Source organism: Alteromonas sp. G4i35 (assembly GCF_054960375.1).
In genome coordinates this window covers 164,315-186,155 of the sequence record NZ_JBHNZD010000001.1, presented here as the reverse complement: position 1 = coordinate 186,155, position 21,841 = coordinate 164,315, and the positions used below count along the sequence as shown (strand labels likewise).

Genomic DNA, 21,841 nt, shown 5'->3' with positions numbered 1-21,841 from the left:
CCCCCACTTGCGCCGCACATTCAGCGCGGCGCTTAATACCTAGTTTTACGCGTTTTCCATTGAAAAATCAGGTTATTGCTACCAAAGGATAATCTGATTTCATTGGAAATAAGCGCGGTACAGACTATAACTTATCTATACCCCATTCACTTTTGTTGCACATATGCAATTTATGACATTGTCTGTCAAAACTAGCCGTCGTTCTGTCCTGCAATTCAACATTGTTGTAGGAGAGTTCACATGAGCGCGCAGCTTTTACAGCGGCAGGCCATGGATAAACACGGCATTGTTGCGACAATGGACGTAAACGGTAAAATTCTAAGCGCTAATGACAAGTGCAGCCAACTATCTGGTTTTTCAATTGACGAGATAATTGGGGAAAATATCTCCGCATTCGATATTACCAATATGTCCGAGCAGGAAAAATCAGATATTTTTGTTTCGCTATCTCAAGGCCAAACCTGGCAAGGCGAAGTACATAGTCTGACTAAGTTGGGCGAACCTTGGTACGTATTTGCCACTCTGGTTCCCGTCATTAAGTCACCGCCGCGGGTAGACCACCTAATTGCTATTGCCACCGATATATCAGAACAAAAGCGATTAGAGACGAGACTTTCCGAAGGGCGCGCGTTCTATCGAAGTATCACTGATAGCATCGGCGAGGGTGTGTATGCCGTAAACGGTGAAGGTACAACACAGTTTCTCAATCCCGCTGCCTCGCGATTATTAGGGTGGTCGCTTGACGAATTACAAGGCCGACGTTTCCACGACACGGTCCATTATCAAAAAGGGGATGGAACTCTCCTTCCTAGAGAGCAATGTCCAGTTAACCTCACTATCCGAAGCGGTCAGTCTTACACGTCTTATGAAGACTTCTTCACCGATAAACGGGGCCGCCTTTTTCCCATATCTATTGTTGCGGTTCCTCTGCTCGATAAAGAAGGAAAGCCCGATGGACACGTGGGCGTATTTAACGACATAAGCGGTCAAAAAGCCATTGAACAAAAACTCCAAAAGGCTTATGACGAAGCCCAAAGTGCTAACAAGGCAAAAAGCGACTTCCTTGCCACAATGAGCCATGAAATAAGAACACCGATGAACGCCATTATCGGCCTCACTCACCTTGCCCTAGAATCCACCGACAATGAGCAACGTCAGCAATATTTAGAAAAAGTGCAGCGTAGCTCTACAGCATTGTTAGACCTGATGAATAGCATTCTCGATTTTTCTAAAGTGGAAGCAGATAAAATAGAGATAGTTGATGAGCCCTTCACCTTAACAAAAACCATCGATAAACTCGCTCAAGTCTTTCAAGTAAAGGCGCAACAAAAACAGCTTCAGTTGCTTTTTGATATTCGGTGCCATACTAATTTGCAATGCCGTGGCGACAGCGAAAAGATATACCAAGTACTGCTCAACCTTTTAAGTAATGCTATAAAATTTACCGCCAGCGGCCACATAATACTGACGGTTGAAAAGCGCGAAAATCAATTAGCATTCAGTGTTTCCGATACCGGTATGGGTATCAGTGAGCATGTAAAATCAAAACTTTTCAAAGCCTTTGTTCAGGCTGATGCATCCATTTCCAGAGAGTATGGGGGAACCGGCCTTGGCCTTGCGATATGTAAGCGTCTGGTTGAACTGATGGGTGGTGACTTAACCTTGGAAAGCGAGGTAGACAAGGGAAGCTGTTTTTCTTTTGCATTGCCTGTCTGTTCTGATGAAGGCCCTGGTACAGGCCCTCAACTTCCCGTATCGGTTCCCGACAATGTACTGTGCATTCAAACACACGAAAGCGTGAGCCAAGGATGCGAAATACTTGCGGCAACATTGAACAGACATAACATTCACTGCCAAATAATCGACCAGGTTGAAGGGCTATTGCCGAGTAAAGCCTCTCAAACTATCGCTTTTTTACCGGATGACGAGCAAAGCTGGAATAGCTTCATTAAACACATGCAGTTTGGTGAATATCAGTCGTTAAACCTTACTACATTAATCAGTCCCCTCAACAAGCAAGACGTGCAAAAGCGAATGGGAAGTGCCCTTGTTCAAAATATAAATATCATTGAGCTTCCGTTTACCGACACAGAACTTATTTCAACACTATCTCCAGCTCAACTATCACTCAGTAAACGGACACTAGAAGGCCTTGAAAGTCGAAAATGGCGAACCAGGCGCCTTTTAAACAAACATGTGCTTGTGGTAGATGACGACGCAATTAGTGTAGAGATTAGCCAGCAAATACTTTCTGATCTAGGTATTAATGTTGCTGTTGCTTCATCGGGTGAGCAGGCACTTGCGTTATGCGAAATGAGCAAATTTGACGCTATACTCTTGGATTGCTACTTACCCGGCATATCGGGCTATGAAGTTGCAGAACAACTTACCCAGAAAAAAGATTGGTATACGCCAATTATTGCGCTTAGTGCCGATGAGTCTCGGGAGGCTTCTGAAAGCGCGCTTACCGCCGGTATGTGTCAACACTTAGTCAAACCCGCAACCGCGGATGAAATCGTTCATACCATCGATATTCACATACATTCAGGTTACATTGAAATAAACCCTCCGGACGAAATGAGCCAGTTTATCTCGTCGCTGCTAACATTTTATAAAACCTACAGCCAGCGTGGTGTTATGTCTGACTTGCTCGATATTTTTCATACACAGACGTACACGTCGAAATTGTTAACCTCTCTGCTTGAAGATGCTCAGCTTATTGGCGCCACAACGCTTGAGCAAAGCCTGCTTCCTCTTATAGAAGCACAAGAGAGAAATGAAGCTGTTAATGCAAGACACGTAACAAACTTATCGTTTCAGCTAGATGCAACGCTACGCCTAATTGCTCACACTATCGATAAGAACGACACCGACAATATCCATCAAAACGGTACTAACTTCGATAAATCCTCCATGCTATCGACCCTACGCAACGTTGAGCAGGCGCTTCAATCTTATGACGCGAAAGCGGTTGAATACATCAACGTATTGGCAGCCAATTACAGCGAGTCGGTCTATGCACATAAGATTAACCGATTGAAACAGCTTGCTACCATTTACGATTTCGAAAGTGCTCAAGCGGTTATTACGCAACTGATAGGCGATATTACCGATGAATAATCAACGTAATGAAGCACATAGGTTTAGCATATTAGTGGTTGATGATGAGCCCGCAAATATCGATATTCTATTAGGCATTTTAGGCCCTTACTATGATGTAAAGGTTGCGCCTTCGGGAACAATAGCACTTAAGATTACCCAGCAGTTTACTCCCGACCTTATATTGTTAGATATAATGATGCCCGGTATGGACGGGTTTGAGGTATGTAAAAAACTCAAAGCTAACGAGGCGCTTAGCCATATACCTGTTATTTTCGTTACAGCCTTAACTCAAGGAGAGGACGAAGAAAAAGGTTTCAAACTTGGTGCAGTAGACTACATAACCAAACCCGTATCACCTAGTATCACCCTCGCTCGCGTTAAAACCCACATTAGTTTAGCCCATCAAATGCGGACGGCTGAAAACCTTGTAGCGGCGCGTACTAAGGAACTAAGTAAAAGCCAACAAAGTGCAATCAGCATGCTAGCTGCCGCTGGTCATTACAATGATACCGACACCGGTCATCATATTTGGCGGATGGCAGCTTACAGCCAATGTCTTGCTCTGGCTCACGGTTGGCCTTTCGAAAAAGCGTGCCTGCTCGCGCAAGCTGCTCCAATGCATGACACAGGCAAAATAGGTATTGCAGACGCAATATTAAAAGCACCTCGGCGATTATCTTTGAGCGAAATGGAGGTTATGCGCTCCCATGCTGAAATAGGGCACAGAATACTGTCTCAATGTGATACCCCGCTCTTTAACCTCGCAGCCGAGATTGCTTTATGTCATCACGAAAAGTGGGATGGCACAGGCTACCCACAAGGATTAAAGGAAGAGGCGATACCTGAAAGTGCACGTATAGTAGCTATCGCCGATGTTTTCGACGCCCTTACAATGAAAAGGCCTTATAAAAAAGCGTGGGCTGACGATGATGCTTTTGATCATCTTAAACGAGGTTCAGGCCAGCACTTTGATCCCGTATTGGTCGACTGCTTTCTTTCAATAAAGGAAGAGGTTTTAGAAACCAAACGCTATTGGAACCAGTTAGAGGCAGAAGGAAAGATGGCCTCGGTGTCTGACTTATTGCCTCAAGTACTTTTCCCTAGCGCATAAAAAAGGGTCGAATATTATTCGACCCTTTTAAATGATGTATTAACGAAAGTACGATACTTAACTTGTACCTAGCTCAGCTGCAATGGCGTCTGCCTGACGCTTTTCGCCCTGCACAAACTGCTTCCATTGCTGTGCCATGGCTCGACTTTTCTGATGCTTTTCTGCTTCAGCTAGCTGATTAAGCGCAAGGGCATATTGCTTCTTGTTGTAAAGTGCCATGCCTTTAATCAGGTAAACCAAACCAGGGTTTCTCAAATCGCCCTTTTCAACCGCTCGGTCTGCCGCAGCAATTGCATCGTCGAAACGCTCTTCATTAAGAAGAATTTGCGCTAACTGTGCATCTAACTCACCGTCTTCAGACAGTTCAGCCGCTTGCATCATAACGGGAATGGCTTTGTCTTGCTCTTTAGCAAGTGACCAGCTTTGGCCTAAGAACTTAAGGTTGCGCAAGTTTTTCTCTAGCACGCCGTCGTTCATCGCCTGCTCCATCAACTTAGCACCTTTGTAAGGTACGCGATGATAGTAATAAAGCTGCGCCATGTTAAACACATCAGCGGATGTATTAACGAACCCGCGCTGATAGGCGGTTTCCATAATAGCCAACTGCTTGCGCTCTTCTCCTAGCTCACCGTACATACCCGCTAGCTGGATCCAATACTTAGGCTCGTCAAATAGCTTCACCATTTTAACCAGAACGTCTTTAACCTTTTGAGGCTGCTTGAGTTCATAGAAAATAGCACGCTGTAGTATTAACCAACCTTCGTCAGGGATCATGCCTTCCGCTTCGTGATCGGCAACGGCTTCAGAAATCCACGTTGCGGCTTGCTCGTACTGTTTATTCTGATAGTACGCTTGAGCCTTGATGACTTTGTTTTTCACCGGCACAGGGCCCGCATTAAGACTTTCCCAACGCTCTAAGTAAGTGATGGTATCGTCGTAATTACCCTGCATAAGGTTAAGCTGCGCCAAACTGAAAAGTGTAGTCATTTCGAACTTTTCAGGAATAGGCTGTTGCTCTACTACCTTGGCAAACGACTCCAACGCTTTTGCATAGTCTTCGTTGTTGTAATAAATGAAGCCGAAAAAGTTGTACATCATCGCTTTTTCGTAGGCGTTCATAGAATGAGACTTATCTTCCACTTCTTTCAAAATGGAAATAGCTTCTTCTACATTGCCCGCTTCATCAGCTGCCGTTTGTGCACGGGCTAGCTGCTCGTAGACTTTACCGCGAAGCGTAGGCACGCGACGGGTTTGCTTATCACTAGCTTTTATCTCTTGTCCATCTTGCTGCTCAGCCTCTTGCGCTGTAGCGTTAGAAGCAATGAACATAGTAGGTACAGATACTGTGGCCGATGCAAATGCAAACGCCAGTGCACTAAGCAATGTATTCGTCTGTTTTCTCATCATGTTCTGTTACCCGTCAATTTGGAACGTAATACGGTTTTGTACACCAGACACTTCCGTTGCTTCGCCATTTACCACTCGAGGCTTATATTTGAACTTCATTGCCGCATCAATAGCCGCTTGTTCAAAAATACCTGAAGGGTTAGCTTCAACAACAATTGGGTCGCGTACTGCACCTTGTTTAGTTACTGTAAATTCAACAATAACGAAACCTTCAATACCCCGTTGAAGTGCACGTCGTGGATACACTGGCGCAACCTTAACAATAGGAAGATATTCACCGTCACCGGATTCGAGGGCCAACCCGCCTTCTAGCGAGATGTCGTCTCCGACTTCAGCACCAAAGTCCATCGACGTACCTTCTGCATCTGGAGAAGGTGAGTCCATTTGAGGTTGCTCCATTTGCGGTGGCGGCTCTTCAGGCTTAGGTGGTTTCTTCGGCTTACGATCTTTTTTCTCAACCTGTTCATCCTGCTTAACCCTTACGAAGTCAAGCACGCTTCCCTTAGGCGGCTCAGTTAGTGCGCTGCCACCCATCTTGATAAGCGATTGCATCAAGAAGAATAGGCCTAACGTGATCGCAAGGGAAATAACAAATGCGATTAAATATCGTGGCATGATTTATTGCTCTTGGGCTGCAATCGAAACATCGTAAACGCCAGCGGCTCGCGACGCGTCCATAACCTTAATCAAGGTTTCTGTTGTAGCCTTCTTATCGGCCTGAATCACAACAGTACCCTGAGGGTTTTCAGCGTGTAAGCGCTCAATGTTCGCTTGCACAGCGCGAACGTCAATGCGGCGTTTGTTAATCCAAATTTCGCCTTTATCTGAAATAGCGATAAGGATATTAGCGCGGTCCTTTTTCACAGCAGTTGCTGCTTCTGGACGGTTAACATCGATACCCGCTTCTTTCACAAATGACGCAGTCACAATGAAGAAGATCAACATGATAAATACAACGTCCAGCATGGGCGTCATGTCGATGGCTGCTTCTTCTTCATCGACTAAGTTTTGAAAGTGCTGCTTCATAATAAATACCTTACCTTAACGCTTAGCTAGCATTAACGTTGAATAATCAATGCATCCTCAAGATGCGTGCGTTCTGATTTCACCATACGAGTTAACCAGGTAGCGGCGAATACGCCTGAAAGTGCGCCAACCATGCCCGCCATTGTGGGGATAGTGGCTTTCGATACACCTGACGCCATTGAACGAGCATTACCTGAGCCCGCAATCGCCATTACATCGAACACTTCAATCATACCGGTAACCGTTCCCATCAAGCCTAGCAGCGGACAAAGCGCAACCAGTGACTGGATAATTGGGATGCTGCCGTTTAGGCGCATGGTTAACTGTGAAATCGTTTTCTGACGAACTTGCTCAGCGAACCAAGAAGAGCGATCGGCACGTGCTGTCCACATTGCTATCGCTTCTTTCTTGGCTTGCTTGTGCCAAACCATCAGATACATCGCACGCTCGAGGATCAAAAGCCACATAACGAATATCAGCAGACCGATGACCAGGAGAACCTGGCCACCTGTTTCTGTGAAATCGCGAATTGCTTCTAGAAACTCGATCATGATTAGCCTCGCTCAGCGCGCTCTGCAATTACGCCAGACGCCTGTTCTTGTAGGATATACACAATGTTCTTAGAACGTGTGTTAAGCATTGCATAAAGCAGTGTCATTGGAATCGCTACAACTAGACCTAGTACTGTTGTTACAAGTGCTGTTGAAATACCACCTGCCATCAGTTTCGGGTCACCCGTACCAAACAAGGTGATAGCCTGGAAGGTGTTGATCATACCGGTTACCGTACCTAGCAGACCCATAAGCGGTGCTACAACAGAGATAATCTTAATGATAGTTAGGTTACGACCTAACTTAGGCACTTCGCCCAAAATCGCTTCTGTAAGGTGAAGTTCAAGTGCTTCAACGTCGGCGTCTGGGTGCTCGTCACGTACTTTAAGTACACGGCCAAGCGGGTTGTTTGTGTTTACTTCTTTGCTCTTAAGCTGTTTGTTCACTTTCATGCGAATAAGCGTCAGCGTTACAAGACGCTCAAGGGCAAGTAGAAGACCGAATGCACCAACGATAAGAATGATATAACCTACAACACCGCCCTGCTCTACACGCTCTTTAAGATTAGGCGCTTGAACAAGAAGACCTAGGATAGAACCACCTGTTGGATCGATACCGAATTGAACTAACTCGCCATTTGATGCTTGAAGCTCTGCCGCAGAATCGTTGTAACGGTCAGCAGGCTGACGTACTAGTTCAGACACTGTGCCGGTCACGCCGTTGTAGTCTAGGTATTTACCGTCGGCAACTAGCGCGAACGGACCTACACGTACAACAGACTTGTTCACTTTCTCGCCGCCTGCTTCAACAACGTCAGTGGTAAAGGTAGTCACCTTGCCTGATTCAGTCATTTCACGCTGCATTTCAAACCACACGCGCTCAATCTCTTCAATTGAAGCAAGTTTTGAGCTTGAACCCATATCTTGTGCCATTTGGTCAAGGAACTCTGAACGGCCTTGAATTTGAGCAGAAATAACCGAGTTATAGAATTTGTTTTTGGTGTCGCCAGCGATTTGCTGCAGCACACCGAATAGCTCTTTTAATGAACCTAGACGCGTGTCTAGTGCACCGTTTAAGTCAGCCAGTTTGAATTCGTTTTCTTCGAACTGAGTTTCAAGCTGCTCTGATTGTGCAAGCATTTGATCGCGCTTTTCACGCGTTTCGCGAAGAATGCGATCTTGCTCTGCACGTTGCGCTTGGAAATCACGCTCGCGCTGTTTGTTTTGCTGTGACTGTGCGAACTGACCTTCTTCTAGTTGCTTAAGAAGTGCGTCTAAGTCCATGGCACGGTCGCTTTGTGCGAAAGCACCAACGCTGATGCTAAGGGCTGCTAGACCAACAGCGATACGTTTTACTGTGTTAAACATTCTCATCAACCTCTTAGTCTGTAATTGCCACTGGCAGCATTAGCAAGTCTGGTGCAAGTTGCTTCTTCGCCATGCGCAGACCTTTTGTAATTTGTGTACGGTAGCTGCTATCAAGCTCTTCCCACTGACGAGTTTGCTTGTTCCAAACACCCTGCATGCTTGCATCACGTGTTTGATAAATTAGCGCTGTGCGACCAAGGCGTAGGAATTCAACGTCACGCTCTTGACCGTTAATTGAATGAATACCGCTGTACGCTTCCATAGTGCGGCCGTAGTCCATCTCTACTTGATACGCTTCCATTACGCGGCGGAATTTCTCAGACGCAGCAACGTCGGCACGGTCCATCATAGCGCGAAGGTCTGCAACGCGATTTGCGCGCTCTTCTGGAAGGAATGGTACGTCTAGCGCAACAAACTGCTCTAGGCCGTCAATCATGCGCATCATTAGTGGCGTGATTTGACGCTCGACGACAGACACTTCATCGATAGCAGCATTTAGGTCTGCCATTTCTTGTTCTTGGTTATTGATTTGCTTACGAAGCTGAGTGTTATAAACCTCAAGGCCTTCGATTTCTTTCATCAATGTTTTGAACTGTTGAAGTTTGCTGTCAATTTGGTCGGTAATACCGTTAATCTTTTCTTGCGATTTCGCCGCTGACTCGTTTATTTTCGCTGCCTCATCGACAACGGGTTTTAAGACTTCATCGTCTTGTGCAAGCACGGGTGTCGCTGCTAGCGCACCTGCCACAAGCAAGGCATTGATAAGCTTCATACATTCAAACCTTTAAAGTTAAAAGAAATCGGTTGTATCCGACTATAAATTTCTGCGCGTAGGATAGGAGTTTTCTGTGACAGTTTTATTACGGAACTGTCATAAATAGACCAAAAGTGTCATCTTTATCGCATAAAAAAGGCCGCTGATTAGCGGCCTTTCAAATAAGTTCAGGTTTAGAAGTCGTATTTGAATGACAACCTTATACCTGTACCCCTTGTTTCTGACCTAAGCAGCGTATCGTTAAACTCAATTTCACGATCTTCGCCTAGGATATTCTGAACACGTAATGTGACAGTGCTATTAAAGTCTGGATAGTACTTGTAAACCATATCAAGTGAATGAAATGGTTGCTCGAAGTTATCATCGAAACCGTCAATACCCGGAATTAGAATACGCTCTCCGAACACGTTATAGACAAGTGACGCAGAGTGTTCACCGTTATCTGAGTCGTAACCCAACTGCATGTTAAGTACATACTGAGAGTGGCCGGTCATTCGGCGCTCAACATTAGTAATTGCCGCAGAAACACCAGTTTGCTCAACGATATTCTGACGATCTAATACGATTTCAGAATCACTGACAGTGATGTTACCTGTGGTAAACAAGTTGTCCCAAATACCATCGCCAATGAAGGCTAAGTCTTGTAGGAATTCAACTTCAACACCGTAAACTTCACCAGACTCAGCATTTGCAATACGAATAAGCGGAGGGCCATCCTGAGCCGGAGACTGTACCGATTCGATTGGCGCTTCCATGTCTTTGTAGAATAAGCCTACCGATAGGTTATTGCCTGCTTCACGATACCATTCCCAACGTAAATCATAGTTAATGATATCCGTTGTACTTACACCCGGCGTGCCCGCGATTGGGAAGTTAGTTAGTGGGTCTAGGTAAGTCGCTGATGATACTTCACGAAGATCAGGGCGAACTACCGTTTGGCCAATGCTCGCTCTTAGCTGCATGTCGTCTTCTAAGAAGTAAGTCACAGCTAGCGCTGGATAAAATCCATCTTCTTGAAACGCCAATTGAGAACGGTCAGCCTCGTCGCTCAAATCGAACTGGTTAGTACGAGGATCTAATGGCGCCACTACTTGACGGAAGTCTTCATAACGTGCACCACCAGTGAAACGCCACTTGTTGTCATAGAAGAAATCAGCTTCTAAATAGTAAGCATCGATTTTTTGACCTGCTACGTAATCATCACCCGCAATGGTTGTATCACGAATCAGTGGGCGACTAGACAATGATAGCGTGTCTAACACATCGTCACTGAAGATTTCGCTAAAGTCGTTACCGTCTAGGATTGAACGGTCTTCAACACCAAGTGTATTAATGTCAAAGCGGCGGTTTTCGGCAGTACGTGTTTTGGTTACGAAGCTTGCACCTACTTTGTACTCGGTTTCCCACTTACCAAAAGACATTGGGTAAGTGACGTTATAGCCAAAGTTTTCCAAACGATCGTGAAGATCTTGGAAGGTGTAACGTGCCGCAGTCTGTGCATCTGATAAGAAGATTTCGTTTTCATCGTCAAAGATGCCGTCTTGGTTCACGTCTTCCATTACGAAACGCGCGTTGAAGTTGCCCGGTGCGTGACGTACAGAGCGCCCCAACGAGTAAGTCCAATCAATCCCCATGAAATTAAGCTCTGGGATTGTATGCTGGCCTTTAAGCTGATTGGTATAAAGCGATCGCTCTTCGTACTGAACGTCGATATCGCGGATACGCAAGCCTTCTGCTTGGTTCAAGTTTTCAGTATTACCAAACATTTCGCGAATTTCATCACGGGTATCGTTTAATACGATAAGGCTGTAATCAATACGATGTTGACGATTATAGTCTACGCCTAGTGTTAATAGTGAAGACCAAGTTACCGTTTGCTCAGTACCCTGAATATCGTCAAAGAAGCGTACATTGATAATGTCATCGCCGACTAAGTCAGGATCTTGTAGTTCGTATTCTTCTGATGAACGGGTTTGTGCTGAGTAACGTGAAGTCACTAGGAAGCCGAAGCGCCAGTCTTCATCGTAGTCATAACTGTCACCATAGGTAACGTTAACGCGCATATCAGGGTCAGCTGATTCTCTCTCAAGCCCATATTCTCTGTTAACGCCCTTGAACAACTCTAGCGCTTCCTCGGGCTCTAGGTCGTCTAGAAAGTTCTTTGAATCCCAACGTTCTTGAATAGCAGCAGAAGCGGCGCGTGTACCGTCGTCTTCACCTGTCCAATCGCGACCACCACCAGCATAATCTAACACGTCACCAGAGTTTTCCGTATCGATACCAACCGCAGCTGATACGTTGAAAACACGCTGTGTAGGTATAGATTTCAATCGGATATTTACGTTACCACCACCGAAAGCAGCAGGCATAGACGGTGAATACGATTTCTGAACCGCAAGGCTTTCGATAATGCTCGACGGGAACAAGTCGAGAGGGATTACATTACGCGTTGGATCTGGGCTTGGCACGATTGCGCCGTTTAATTGTGTTGATGAGTAACGCTCACCAAGACCACGTACGTAGATGAAACGACCATCTACCAGCGTTAGACCAGTTACACGGCGAAGTGCACCCGCAGCATCACTGTCACCAGTACGAGCAATCTGCTCAGCACCCATGATATCAGCTACGAAGGCTTGATTTTTACGTTCTTCCATTACTGCTGTCGCGGTACCTTTTAAGCGCGTACCGGTAGCGACAACTTCCTCAATCACTTCTTCTTCGTTTGATTGAGCGTTGGCTATAGTCGTTGGAAACAAAATGCTTGCTGCAACGGCTAAGCTAATGGGCTTTAGAAGAAACCTGTTAGCAGGTCTGTTCATGATGAACCTCTTTAGAAAGGAATACTTTCACGAAAATTATTCGTGTTTTACAAACTTAAAAGCAAGTGCGCCACTTTTGCAACGCACTTGCTTGTTTTTAGCTATGCGAACTGAGTCTTATTCAAGACCAACAGTCCATCCCGCAGTCCAGTCGTTATCAGCGTCTTTAACTGCGCCGATAAAGTCTACTGAAGAGAAGAAGCTGTCTAGCGTCGATACGTCAGTCGCTACTGTTGCATCTACTGTGTAAATACCGTTAAGTACTGTTGCAGTGTTATCAAGTAGGCTGTTACCTGTCTGCGCAGTGAACCAATCTTCTTGACTAAAGTCGCCAGAGTCTTTGATGTTTTCCGCACACGCTAGTACAGATGTTTCAAAAGTAAGCTGAGGCGTGTTAGTTCCGTCCATGTTAGCAAGTAGCGTAGTGTCGCCATCGCTTAGGTCAGCTTCAAAACACTCACCCATACCCGCTGGACCAGTTACAACAAAGTTGTAAAGTTGTGCATTAGTTTGGTCGCGAAGTAGAACACCTTCAGAATCAGCATCAGCAGTGTCGAACTCGTTACCAATGATAGTCATGTTAGCAACCATTGGGTTAGAGAACGCAGTACCGTCACCGCCGTCACCGTCACCTTCAATTGCGCGGTTAGCATCAGAGTTGTCTTCAGCGTGCTTAACTAGTACGAACTGAAGCTTACCTACGTAGCCGTTATCCCAGTCTACAGAGTCATCTTGAATGCCTGTTAACGTAAGGTACTTAACGTTTACTGCACCACCGAAGAACTCAACACCATCATCCGCGTTTTTGTGAACTTGTACGTACTCAACAGTAGTACCAGAACCTACACCGCCAAACGTGATACCGTTTAGTTCGTTATCTGGAGCGATTTCGAAACCACCGTGCATTACGCGAACGTAGCGAAGCGTACCAGAGCTATCTGTGTTGTCAGTTCCGCCGAACACTGCACCTTCTTGTGCACCTTCAACTTGAAGTGAGCAGTCGGTACCGTCTTGAGGGCACTTAGTAGATTCGCCGTTACCTAGAACGATCATGCCGCCCCATTGACCAGCTTCACCCGCTTCAAGACCGCCAACAACGTGGTCACGTGATGTGAAAGTAATTGGGTTTTCAGCAGTACCGTTTGCATTAATTTCTGAGTCACGGCTAATTACTAGGTAGTCGTTACCAGATGCGCCATAAACAGTTACGCCTGGCTCAACAGTAAGGGTTGCGCTGTTTTCTTTATCACCACCCACGAATACTGCACCTGAAAGCGCGTAGAAGTTACCTTCTGTAAGCGTTAGGTCAGACGTGATAGTACCAGACACTTCACACGTAGTAGTTGAACCGTCTACTGGCGTGATAGAAGTCGTACCTGATGGACAGCCAGAAGCAGATTGTGCTAGTTCGATGTTACCGCCACCAAAACCAAAAGCCCAACCTTGACGCCAGTCATCTTCACCAATCGCACCGATGAATGTGTTTGCTTCAAAGAAAGTATCAAGCAATGTAGATGCGTCGCCACCAGCAGTAAGAAGCGCACTTTCTGCTGTAAGTGTACCGTCTGGGTTAAGACCAAGGTTTGCACGGTCTTCAAACGCGATTAGCTGATTGCCTTCTTGACCTGTAAACCAAGCTTCTAGATCAACTGCACCTTCAGGTGTGTTGAACGGCTCAGAACAGGCAATAGCTGAGTAAGTCATAGTTAGGTCACCGTCAGAAAGGTTAGCTTGAACCGTTTCGTCTGTGTCCATTTCTAAACACTCGCCCATTGCTTCTGGACCAGTAATTAGGAAGTTCATTAGGTTTGCGCCAGTTTGGTCGCGAAGCAGAAGACCTTCAGAGTCAGCGTCAGCTGTGTCGAAAGTGTTACCGATAACTGTCATGTTAGCGATCATTGGCTTAGAGAATTCTAGACCGTCACCACCGTCGCCGTCACCTTCAATACCGCGGTTTGCGTCAGAGTTGTCAGCAGCGTGCTGAACGTAAACGTACTGAAGCTTACCTTTGTAACCGTTGTCCCAGTCTACTGAATCATCTTGGTTAGCTGTTAAAACTAAGTGTTTCGCGTTTACCGCGCCACCGAAGAATTCTACACCGTCATCAGCGTTGCTGTGTACTTGTACATAGTCAACTTCTGTACCTGAACCAACACCACCAAATGTAATACCGTTAAGTTCGTTGTCTGGCGCAATTTCAAAACCAGCGTATTTCACTACTACGTATTTAAGGATACCAGAGCTGTCTGTATCGTCCGTACCACCAAATACTGCACCCTCTTCTGCACCTTCAACCTGAAGCGCACAGTCAGAGCCGTCTTGCGGGCATTTAGTTGAAGTACCGTTACCAAGGATAACCACACCACCCCATTGGCCTGCTCCAACTTCGTCACCTACAACGTCGTTGAAAGATGTCATGATGATTGGAGAAGATGCTGTACCTTCTGCTTCAATTTGAGAGTCACGGCTAACTACAAGGTAATCTGCACCAGTGCGACCAAAGATGATTGTACCTTCTTCGATTGCTAGCGTTACGCTGTCTGCTTTGTCGTTACCAATAAATACTGGACCTTCAAGTGCCCACACTGTGTCATTAGTTAGCGTGATAACGCCTTGATCGTCAGCATCATCAGCTGTTAAACGACCAGAAAGAACGCGTACTTCAACCGACTGGCCGAACGCATCAGAAACTTCACCACTTAGGAAAGAGCTTACTTCACCTGGAGCTGTATCATCTGAACCAGTATCGCCACCAGTATCGCCACCAGTGTTTCCACCGTTATTATTAGTTACGCTGTTATCAATATCACCTTCACTGATATTAATATCGCCGCCACAGCCTGCTAGAACAAGTGCAGTAGCAATAGCTGAAGCCTTGAAAAGTTGCTTAAGTTCCATGTGTTTCTCCAGGTACGGTATAGTTATGGATTTTGAAAACGCGGAAACTTTAACTGAGGTAGATGACACATTTGTTACATTAAGTCGCTGTAACAAAAGTTTCATAGAAAAAGTTCAATTTTGGGCTAAAAAAACGTTTAGAAGACTTACTTTGGCAACTGGGGATTTGTTTTTTGTATATTTTTCCAAAACTTAATTGGTAAAAATATGAAATTTTTGACCGAACGTAGACTCTATTTATTGTCAACCGCCCCTTCTTTCAATCCCAATTAGTCAGTTTTTCGTCAATATACTCTTTTGATTTGTGACGCAATTATGACATAGCAGGTAGAGTGAAGTAGACTTTAAAAAGGCTTCCACCTAAAAAACTTGTTGATTTGTTCAACGGCATTAGAGTGGTTAGCGTTGTTCTGAATGGTACTTATTATTCGTCAAGCAGTCGGCGCTGGCGTACCAGTACGTCTTCACGAATGGGAAAATATCCGTCTCTTAACACCTGCTGCTGCCCTTCCTGTGACAAGATATAGCGCAAAAACTCCCTTTCCAGAGTAGGTAAAGGCTCACCAGGCTTTTTATTTATCACTAAATAAAGAAAACGGGCAAACGGATACGTTTCGTTGCGCACCGTATCAATAGAAAGAGGGATTAAGCTATCTAGCGACTCACCTAAAGGCAGAGCGCGAACTCCTGCGGTTTTATAGCCGTAAGCGGCATAGCCAATCGCACCTGTACCGCTGGCCACGGACAATACTACAGATGCAGAGCCAGGTTGTTCGTTTACCGTATTCTTAAAGTCACCATCGCACAGCGCCATCACTTTAAACAAGCCGTAAGTACCCGATACTGAATTTCGACCGTACAGCCTGATAGGAGAACGATAGCCTATATCGTCAACGCCGAGCTGAGACCAATTGGTAATGGCGGTATTGCTGCCACAAAACTGGGTTTCAGAAAACACCGCGTCAACTTGCTCAAGGGTCATACCCGGCAGCGGATTGCGTCTATCCACAAAAATGGCGATGGCATCCATTGCCACTTTTAATACCGTAGGCGGGTAACCGTGGGTTCGCGTAAAATCCCGTATTTCACTGGGCTTTAATTCCCGGCTCATAGGGCCAATGGTAGCTGTACCTTCAATAAGTGCGGGCGGAGCGGTGGATGAACCAGACGCCTGTATTTGAAAGCCGACCTGGGGATAAAGAGTTTTGAACTCCTGTGACCAAAAGGTCATTAAGTTTGCCAGCGTGTCTGAGCCCACAGAGGATATTTTTCCTGCCACCCCAGGCTTACGTTCATAGGCAGGTACTTGATAGCTACCAGAAGCAGATGACGAGCTTTGAGTATTTTGAGAATCAGCCAGGGTTCCAAATGGTAACAATAAGCCTATTACTAAAAGTAACGTTGAAAGGCGATAGCGTTGCTCTTTCATCTTGTCATGCTTTTTGCTCACCAACACTTCTCGCCTCTCAGGGTTACAGTTGCTCTGCAATCAACTCGTTATCCAGCACAAACGAGAAATTACTGCCCTCACCCAATGTACTGGTTATATCTAAACGAGAATTATGATGACTTAGTACATGTTTTACAATGGAAAGACCTAAGCCAGAGCCACCGGTTTTGCGAGAGCGCGCTTTATCCACGCGATAAAAGCGCTCGGTAAGGCGGTTTAGATGATTTGGCTCAATACCATCACCGTTATCTACCACAGAAAATTGCGCGCCATTGGGTTTACGTCGCCAGTACACATTAATTTCGCCACCGGCAGGTGTGTAGTGCACCGCATTGAACACTAGGTTTGAGCAAGCACTTCGAAGCTCGGTCTCAACGCCGAAAACATAGAGTTCTTTGTCGATGTGGAAGTTTATTGTGTGGTTTTTCTCTTTATTAAGCGCCTGCGCTTCTCTTTCCACTTGCGCAAGGACCACAGGAATATTCACAACATTTTCGTAGATGCGTTCCGAGCTTGCTTCAATGCGCGACAACACCAGCAAGTCTTCTATCAAGTTTTGCATACGGTGGGTTTGCGATGTCATTTCTTTCATCGCTTTTTGCATGAAAGGATCGGAGTCTTCATCAATAGGAAGAATTTCAAGGTATCCGTTAATGACCGTTAGCGGTGTACGCAATTCATGAGACACATTTGCCACAAAGTCCTTACGCATCTCTTCAAGCTGGGACACCCGCGTTATGTCACGGGCAATCAGCAGTAGATGTTCATCGCCATACGGCATAATCCGGTATTCAAAGGTTTTGTTGGGGTTAGTAGGCGACGGTACTTCAATGGGGTATTTATAATTCCCTGCATGAAAGTACTGAATAAACTCCGGATGGCGCAACAAGTTGTCGATTCGACGCCCAGAGTCTTGCGGCCATTTAAGCCCTAAATCCAAGCGAGCAAGGCGGTTACACCAAATAATGCAGGCCTTAGCATCAACCACTACCGCCGCATCAGGCAAGGCTTCAGAACCTTCTCTAAAGCGCTTTACCAATTCACCAAGCTCTTTGCGCTTATTGCGGTTACGACGCTGAAGGTAGTAAATCCCTTCATAAATATGTTCCCACACGCCACGCACGGTAGGTGGAGACATTTTACGACTATGCCATAACCAGCGATTTAGCTTGTAAAGATGCCAGTAGTTAAATAGCAGTAGCAGGGTTGCGCCAATAGCAACGGCGAATAACATATCATCTAGATACCACCCGACTAGCGCAAAAACCACAAGGAATAGCACTAAGCGCAATGTACTTCTCAACCAAGAGAACGGGTAATACATGAAATAGCTCGCGTTGTTAAAGGTGGAATTGGGCGCATGCCCAGATGGCGCAGCGGCATCAAGGGAATAACACTATGTTACTCCCTAAACACTACATTTATTACAGCTTAGTAGAAAAACGGTAACCCGCGCCGCGTACTGTTTGGATCATAGCATCATGTCCGTGGCGAGAGATAGCTTTGCGTAGACGTCGAATATGTACATCTACCGTTCTGTCTTCTACATAAACATTGGTTCCCCAAACATTATCTAGCAGTAGCTCTCGGCTATAGACACGTTCTGGGTGCGTCATAAAGAAGTGCAACAACTTAAATTCAGTCGGCCCCATGTCTAACGGTTCTTCATTCGCCATTACGCGATGTGATACCGGTTCAAGTTTAAGACCATTAAATTCAATAGGCTCTTCGCTTGATGTAGGCGTAACTCTTCGCATCACTGCTTTTATTCTTGCCACAAGCTCTTTCGGCGAGAATGGTTTAGTAACGTAGTCATCAGCACCTGCATCCAGGCCGCGAATTTTGTCTTCTTCCTCGCCACGGGCTGTAAGCATGATGACGGGAATGTCACGAGTAAACTCGTGCTGCTTTAAACTTTTAGCTAGCTGTACACCGCTTCCTCCCGGCAACATCCAATCTAATAAGATTAAATCTGGGTAAGGTTCGCAAATTTTTTCTTGCGCGATGTCGAAATCTTCGGCTTCAATAATGTTAAAACCAGATTGCTCAAGCACAAACTTAAGCATTTCACGGATAGGCGCTTCGTCCTCAACCACCAACACTGTACGAGACATCGTAATATTCCTGCTCATTTTTAAACGCCGTTATTATTAATGTGGTCTGTGACAGTTTTATTAAAACGATTACATTTATGTGTCAAGTTTAATACAAGCTTGTTCCAAAGTTTAAATACATAATCTTGTTTATTCATACGATTACGCATATTCTTGAAATTACATAAAACCGACTGTTATTGTTGCAAAGGTGAGCAACTACCAAGCGTTGTCGGTGATTTAAAAGGTCTGATGTAACAGGGGTGTGTTTATCGATGGCTGCGGTCAAGACAGGGTTATCAAGGAAACTCTTAGCCAGAGTGTTGTCAGTGTACTTTTCTCTCACGCTGCTAGTGACGGTAGGACAGATCTTTACAGAATACCTCAGCACGAAAAATCACGTTGAAGGCGAGCTTCAAACGCTAAAAAACACCTTTTCTTCTAGCCTGACCCGCGCTTTGTGGGAACTTAACCACGACCAAGTGCGTGCCATCGCCGAAGGCCTTATGTCATTGCCTATTGTTGAAGGGCTTCAAGTTCGTGGTGAAAACGGTAACTACATTGCCGAGTACGGCATCCGTGCTCAGCGCTCTCCTGCTCCGGTTGACCGTGAAATAATTGAAGATCATCCCGGCGGCGTATTTAGCTACAGCTTCCCACTAGTATTTAAATTCTCAGGTCGCGAATCTACGGTTGGCGACGTTACCTTGTATTCTAGCTTTGATACTATTTTTAGCCGTATTGAAGTAGGTGTATTTTTTCTTATCGGTAATGCGTTAGTAAAAACCACCTTTCTGGTCTTCTTGTTCATGACCGCATTTCGCACCATGCTTTCTGAACCGCTGCAAACCATTACCGAGCAAATGGGTAATTTCGATCCTCAACACCCAGAAGAGAGCAAACTCAGCATAAAGCTCGATGATGACAACGAGCTATTACAGCTTAAGGAATCTTACAACCACGTTATTGACGACCTGATTATTTCAAACAATAAGCTGAAAGACGCGCAGAATGAACTCACTCTTGCCAACAAGAAGCTAGACGACCAAAACCTGATTTTAGAACAAGAAGTGGCAAAGAAAACAGCGTCGTTGTCTCAGATCATGCTCGACTTAGAGCAGCAAAAAGACGAGCTTATTGCCCACCAGCGAGAGCTTCGCCAAGAAAACGAAAATCGTCAGTATATAGAAGCCGAACTGCGCAAACGTAACCAAGAGCTAGCCAGTTCGATGGATACACTTCATCAAGCGCAAGAGCAATTAGTCGAGTCGGAGCGCATGGCGTCGCTTGGCGGTCTTGTGGCCGGTATCGCGCATGACGTAAACACGCCATTGGGCGTGAGTGTGACCGCAGCCAGCTTTCTACAAGAGCGACTTAACAATTTAAAAACCGACTTCGAAGATAAAAGCCTGACCAGTAAGAACATGGCAAGCTTCATCGATGAAGCAGAACAAACTGCGCTACTACTTTTAAGTAACCTAGAACGCGCATCTGATCTTATCGCCAGCTTTAAACAGGTGGCCGTTGACCAGACCAGTGAAACCGAGCGTGAATTTGTGTTGGGCGACTATATTAACGAAATTATTCAGTCACTTAAGCCAAGTTTTAAGCATACTGAACATCAAATTAACGTATCCTGCCCCGATAATTTAGTTGTGACCTGTGCACCTGGCGCCATCGCTCAAATCGTTACCAATATGGTGGTTAACTCAATTACGCACGGCTTTGAAGGCAAAGCGGCCGGCTCTGTAACACTCGATGTAAAAGAAGATGGTGATAATGTTGTGATCCACTACCAAGATGACGGAAAAGGTTTAAGCGAAGAAGAGCTCAGTAAGTTGTTTGATGCCTTCTTTACTACCAAACGCGGAGAAGGTGGTAGCGGTCTAGGCACACATATTATGTACAACCTAGTTACACAGTCACTGCATGGACATATAGAGGCCGACAGTACGCTTGGCAACGGCTTACAGTACACCATTCGTTTTCCGAAAAAGAGTGCTTAACCTTTCTTGCCACTATCAATCTAAGGTGCCCGCTTTCTAGGGCCTTTTATTCAATTGCACCGCGAGTCTTACGTTGGTAGGCTTGCGCCCTATTTTTATCAAGAGAATGCTTACACTATGTGGTTTAAAAATGTAAAAGCCTATCAAATTACTCAGCCGTTATCGCTAGACGAGGGCGATTTAGAACGTGCCCTTAACGAACACGCTTTTCGCCCGTGCGGTAGCCAGGACTTAGCAACCATGGGGTTCGCCTCTCCGTTTTCTCAGGCGGGTAAGCAAGGCACCATGTTCCATGTTGTTCAACAGCGTTTTTGGATAACCCTAAAGAAACAAGAAAAGATCTTGCCCGGCGCAGTGGTAAATGCCGAGCTTGACGAAATGGTGGCCAAAATTGAAATGGAAACCGGTTCGCCGGTTGGTAAAAAAGCCAAAGCAGATCTTAAACAAGAAATTCAAACCCGCTTGTTGCCCCAGGCATTTACAAAAAACACCTACACTCACGGCTTTATTTCGCTTGCTGACAACTTAGTCGTAGTTGACGCATCATCTGATGGCAAAGCCGAAGCCTTTTTGGCCATGGTAAGAAAAGCCATAGGCTCACTTCCAGTAGTGCCATTTACGCGCAGAAGCCTTCAAAGCGAGCTTACGCACTGGGTTACTGAGTCAACCCCAGAAGGTGTAGGTCTACTTGAAGAAGCTGAGCTTAAATCTACCGATGACACTGGCAGCGTTATTCGTTGTAAGAACCAGCCGCTAGACAGCGAAGAGATTAGTATTCATTTGAATGCCGGTAAGCTGGTTCAAAAGGTTGCATTCGAATATGCAGAGACGTTGACGGCTATTATGTGTGAGGATGGCGCCATTAAACGTGTTAAGTTCACCGATCGCATTAAAGAAGAAACTGACGATGTGCCAAAAGATCAGGTTGAAGCGCGCCTTGATGCAGAGTTCGCGCTTATGTCAGCCGAAATTTGTACACTGCTTAACTTCCTTCGTGGTGCGCTTAATCTTAACGACGATAGTTTATAAACTTATGGCAAATAAATATTAAGCCGATGAAAAAGATAGCCTAGCGCTATCGAAAAGCCTAATCACCTTGGGGTAGTTAGGCTTTTTATTAGGTCCTGTTAATTAACTTGCTTGTTTGAACTGGCAACCGTCATTTAGCGCAAATACTTCTTAGCTTTTTTCCTAGCCTTTCTCCTAGCCTTTTCCTAGCTTTTGCAAGAAAGT

15 protein-coding genes are annotated in these 21,841 nt (G+C 45.5%); 4 read left to right on the top strand and 11 right to left on the bottom strand.

From position 1 onward, the window contains the following. Positions 1-240 precede the first annotated feature (240 nt). Together ACFI6L_RS00770 and ACFI6L_RS00765 are read left to right on the top strand one after the other, a co-directional pair. On the top strand, positions 241-3,120 hold the full coding sequence (locus ACFI6L_RS00770) for an ATP-binding protein (protein WP_462573232.1): 2,880 nt from the start codon (positions 241-243) through the stop codon (positions 3,118-3,120). Next, the gene (locus tag ACFI6L_RS00765) at positions 3,113-4,213 is read left to right on the top strand and encodes a response regulator (protein ID WP_014997336.1); all 1,101 of its coding nucleotides are present in this window, start codon (positions 3,113-3,115) and stop codon (positions 4,211-4,213) included. The genes ACFI6L_RS00770 and ACFI6L_RS00765 overlap by 8 nt, the downstream gene beginning before the upstream one ends. 57 nt (positions 4,214-4,270) lie before the next feature. Here ACFI6L_RS00765 and ACFI6L_RS00760 read toward each other — a convergent pair whose 3' ends face one another. From ACFI6L_RS00760 to phoB, 11 genes are all read right to left on the bottom strand, one after another. Continuing rightward, a complete protein-coding gene (locus ACFI6L_RS00760; protein ID WP_014948291.1) occupies positions 4,271-5,620 on the bottom strand; it encodes a tetratricopeptide repeat protein in 1,350 nt (449 codons plus the stop codon). Between the two features lie 6 nt (positions 5,621-5,626). Then, the gene (locus ACFI6L_RS00755; protein ID WP_014948290.1) at positions 5,627-6,235 is read right to left on the bottom strand and encodes an energy transducer TonB; all 609 of its coding nucleotides are present in this window, start codon (positions 6,233-6,235) and stop codon (positions 5,627-5,629) included. Between the two features lie 3 nt (positions 6,236-6,238). Continuing rightward, complete coding sequence (locus ACFI6L_RS00750) at positions 6,239-6,646, bottom strand: ExbD/TolR family protein (RefSeq protein WP_071817097.1); 408 nt, start codon at positions 6,644-6,646, stop codon at positions 6,239-6,241. A 32-nt stretch (positions 6,647-6,678) separates the two neighbouring features. Next, positions 6,679-7,197: a MotA/TolQ/ExbB proton channel family protein gene (locus tag ACFI6L_RS00745; protein WP_012517279.1), complete on the bottom strand. Its 519-nt coding sequence runs from the start codon at positions 7,195-7,197 to the stop codon at positions 6,679-6,681. A gap of 2 nt (positions 7,198-7,199) precedes the next feature. Then, a complete protein-coding gene (locus ACFI6L_RS00740) occupies positions 7,200-8,564 on the bottom strand; it encodes a MotA/TolQ/ExbB proton channel family protein (protein ID WP_462573231.1) in 1,365 nt (454 codons plus the stop codon). Positions 8,565-8,577: 13 nt separating this feature from the next. Then, positions 8,578-9,336 (bottom strand): DUF3450 domain-containing protein, encoded by a 759-nt coding sequence (locus ACFI6L_RS00735; protein WP_014948287.1) that lies wholly within the window; start codon positions 9,334-9,336, stop codon positions 8,578-8,580. Positions 9,337-9,512: 176 nt separating this feature from the next. Then, on the bottom strand, positions 9,513-12,161 hold the full coding sequence (locus ACFI6L_RS00730) for a TonB-dependent receptor domain-containing protein (RefSeq protein ID WP_462573230.1): 2,649 nt from the start codon (positions 12,159-12,161) through the stop codon (positions 9,513-9,515). A gap of 117 nt (positions 12,162-12,278) precedes the next feature. Next, positions 12,279-15,059, bottom strand: a complete 2,781-nt coding sequence (locus ACFI6L_RS00725) for a hypothetical protein (RefSeq protein WP_462573229.1) — start codon at positions 15,057-15,059, stop codon at positions 12,279-12,281. A 424-nt stretch (positions 15,060-15,483) separates the two neighbouring features. Continuing rightward, positions 15,484-16,515: a PstS family phosphate ABC transporter substrate-binding protein gene (locus ACFI6L_RS00720; protein ID WP_156085938.1), complete on the bottom strand. Its 1,032-nt coding sequence runs from the start codon at positions 16,513-16,515 to the stop codon at positions 15,484-15,486. Positions 16,516-16,531: 16 nt separating this feature from the next. Then, positions 16,532-17,833, bottom strand: coding sequence for a phosphate regulon sensor histidine kinase PhoR (gene phoR / locus ACFI6L_RS00715; protein ID WP_014948282.1), 1,302 nt, complete (start codon positions 17,831-17,833; stop codon positions 16,532-16,534). 100 nt (positions 17,834-17,933) lie between these two features. Beyond that, positions 17,934-18,623 carry a phosphate regulon transcriptional regulator PhoB gene (gene phoB / locus ACFI6L_RS00710; protein ID WP_014948281.1) on the bottom strand — a complete coding sequence of 230 codons (690 nt, stop codon included), beginning with the start codon at positions 18,621-18,623 and terminating at the stop codon, positions 17,934-17,936. Between the two features lie 254 nt (positions 18,624-18,877). On the opposite strand from phoB, the gene ACFI6L_RS00705 reads away from it, so the two are divergent. Both ACFI6L_RS00705 and rdgC read left to right on the top strand, forming a co-directional pair. Continuing rightward, positions 18,878-20,608 carry a sensor histidine kinase gene (locus tag ACFI6L_RS00705; protein ID WP_039224522.1) on the top strand — a complete coding sequence of 577 codons (1,731 nt, stop codon included), beginning with the start codon at positions 18,878-18,880 and terminating at the stop codon, positions 20,606-20,608. Positions 20,609-20,725: 117 nt separating this feature from the next. After that, the gene (rdgC, locus tag ACFI6L_RS00700; RefSeq protein ID WP_462573228.1) at positions 20,726-21,637 is read left to right on the top strand and encodes a recombination-associated protein RdgC; all 912 of its coding nucleotides are present in this window, start codon (positions 20,726-20,728) and stop codon (positions 21,635-21,637) included. The last annotated feature ends 204 nt before the right edge of the window (positions 21,638-21,841 follow it).

What these genes read in the sequence shown, in the direction of transcription:
- ACFI6L_RS00770 (WP_462573232.1), top strand. Translation starts at nt 241, where the DNA reads ATGAGCGCGCAGCTTTTACAGCGGCAGGCCATGGATAAACACGGCATT.
- ACFI6L_RS00765 (WP_014997336.1), top strand. Translation starts at nt 3,113, where the DNA reads ATGAATAATCAACGTAATGAAGCACATAGGTTTAGCATATTAGTGGTT.
- ACFI6L_RS00760 (WP_014948291.1), bottom strand. Translation starts at nt 5,620, where the DNA reads ATGATGAGAAAACAGACGAATACATTGCTTAGTGCACTGGCGTTTGCA.
- ACFI6L_RS00755 (WP_014948290.1), bottom strand. Translation starts at nt 6,235, where the DNA reads ATGCCACGATATTTAATCGCATTTGTTATTTCCCTTGCGATCACGTTA.
- ACFI6L_RS00750 (WP_071817097.1), bottom strand. Translation starts at nt 6,646, where the DNA reads ATGAAGCAGCACTTTCAAAACTTAGTCGATGAAGAAGAAGCAGCCATC.
- ACFI6L_RS00745 (WP_012517279.1), bottom strand. Translation starts at nt 7,197, where the DNA reads ATGATCGAGTTTCTAGAAGCAATTCGCGATTTCACAGAAACAGGTGGC.
- ACFI6L_RS00740 (WP_462573231.1), bottom strand. Translation starts at nt 8,564, where the DNA reads ATGTTTAACACAGTAAAACGTATCGCTGTTGGTCTAGCAGCCCTTAGC.
- ACFI6L_RS00735 (WP_014948287.1), bottom strand. Translation starts at nt 9,336, where the DNA reads ATGAAGCTTATCAATGCCTTGCTTGTGGCAGGTGCGCTAGCAGCGACA.
- ACFI6L_RS00730 (WP_462573230.1), bottom strand. Translation starts at nt 12,161, where the DNA reads ATGAACAGACCTGCTAACAGGTTTCTTCTAAAGCCCATTAGCTTAGCC.
- ACFI6L_RS00725 (WP_462573229.1), bottom strand. Translation starts at nt 15,059, where the DNA reads ATGGAACTTAAGCAACTTTTCAAGGCTTCAGCTATTGCTACTGCACTT.
- phoR (WP_014948282.1), bottom strand. Translation starts at nt 17,833, where the DNA reads ATGTATTACCCGTTCTCTTGGTTGAGAAGTACATTGCGCTTAGTGCTA.
- phoB (WP_014948281.1), bottom strand. Translation starts at nt 18,623, where the DNA reads ATGTCTCGTACAGTGTTGGTGGTTGAGGACGAAGCGCCTATCCGTGAA.
- ACFI6L_RS00705 (WP_039224522.1), top strand. Translation starts at nt 18,878, where the DNA reads ATGGCTGCGGTCAAGACAGGGTTATCAAGGAAACTCTTAGCCAGAGTG.
- rdgC (WP_462573228.1), top strand. Translation starts at nt 20,726, where the DNA reads ATGTGGTTTAAAAATGTAAAAGCCTATCAAATTACTCAGCCGTTATCG.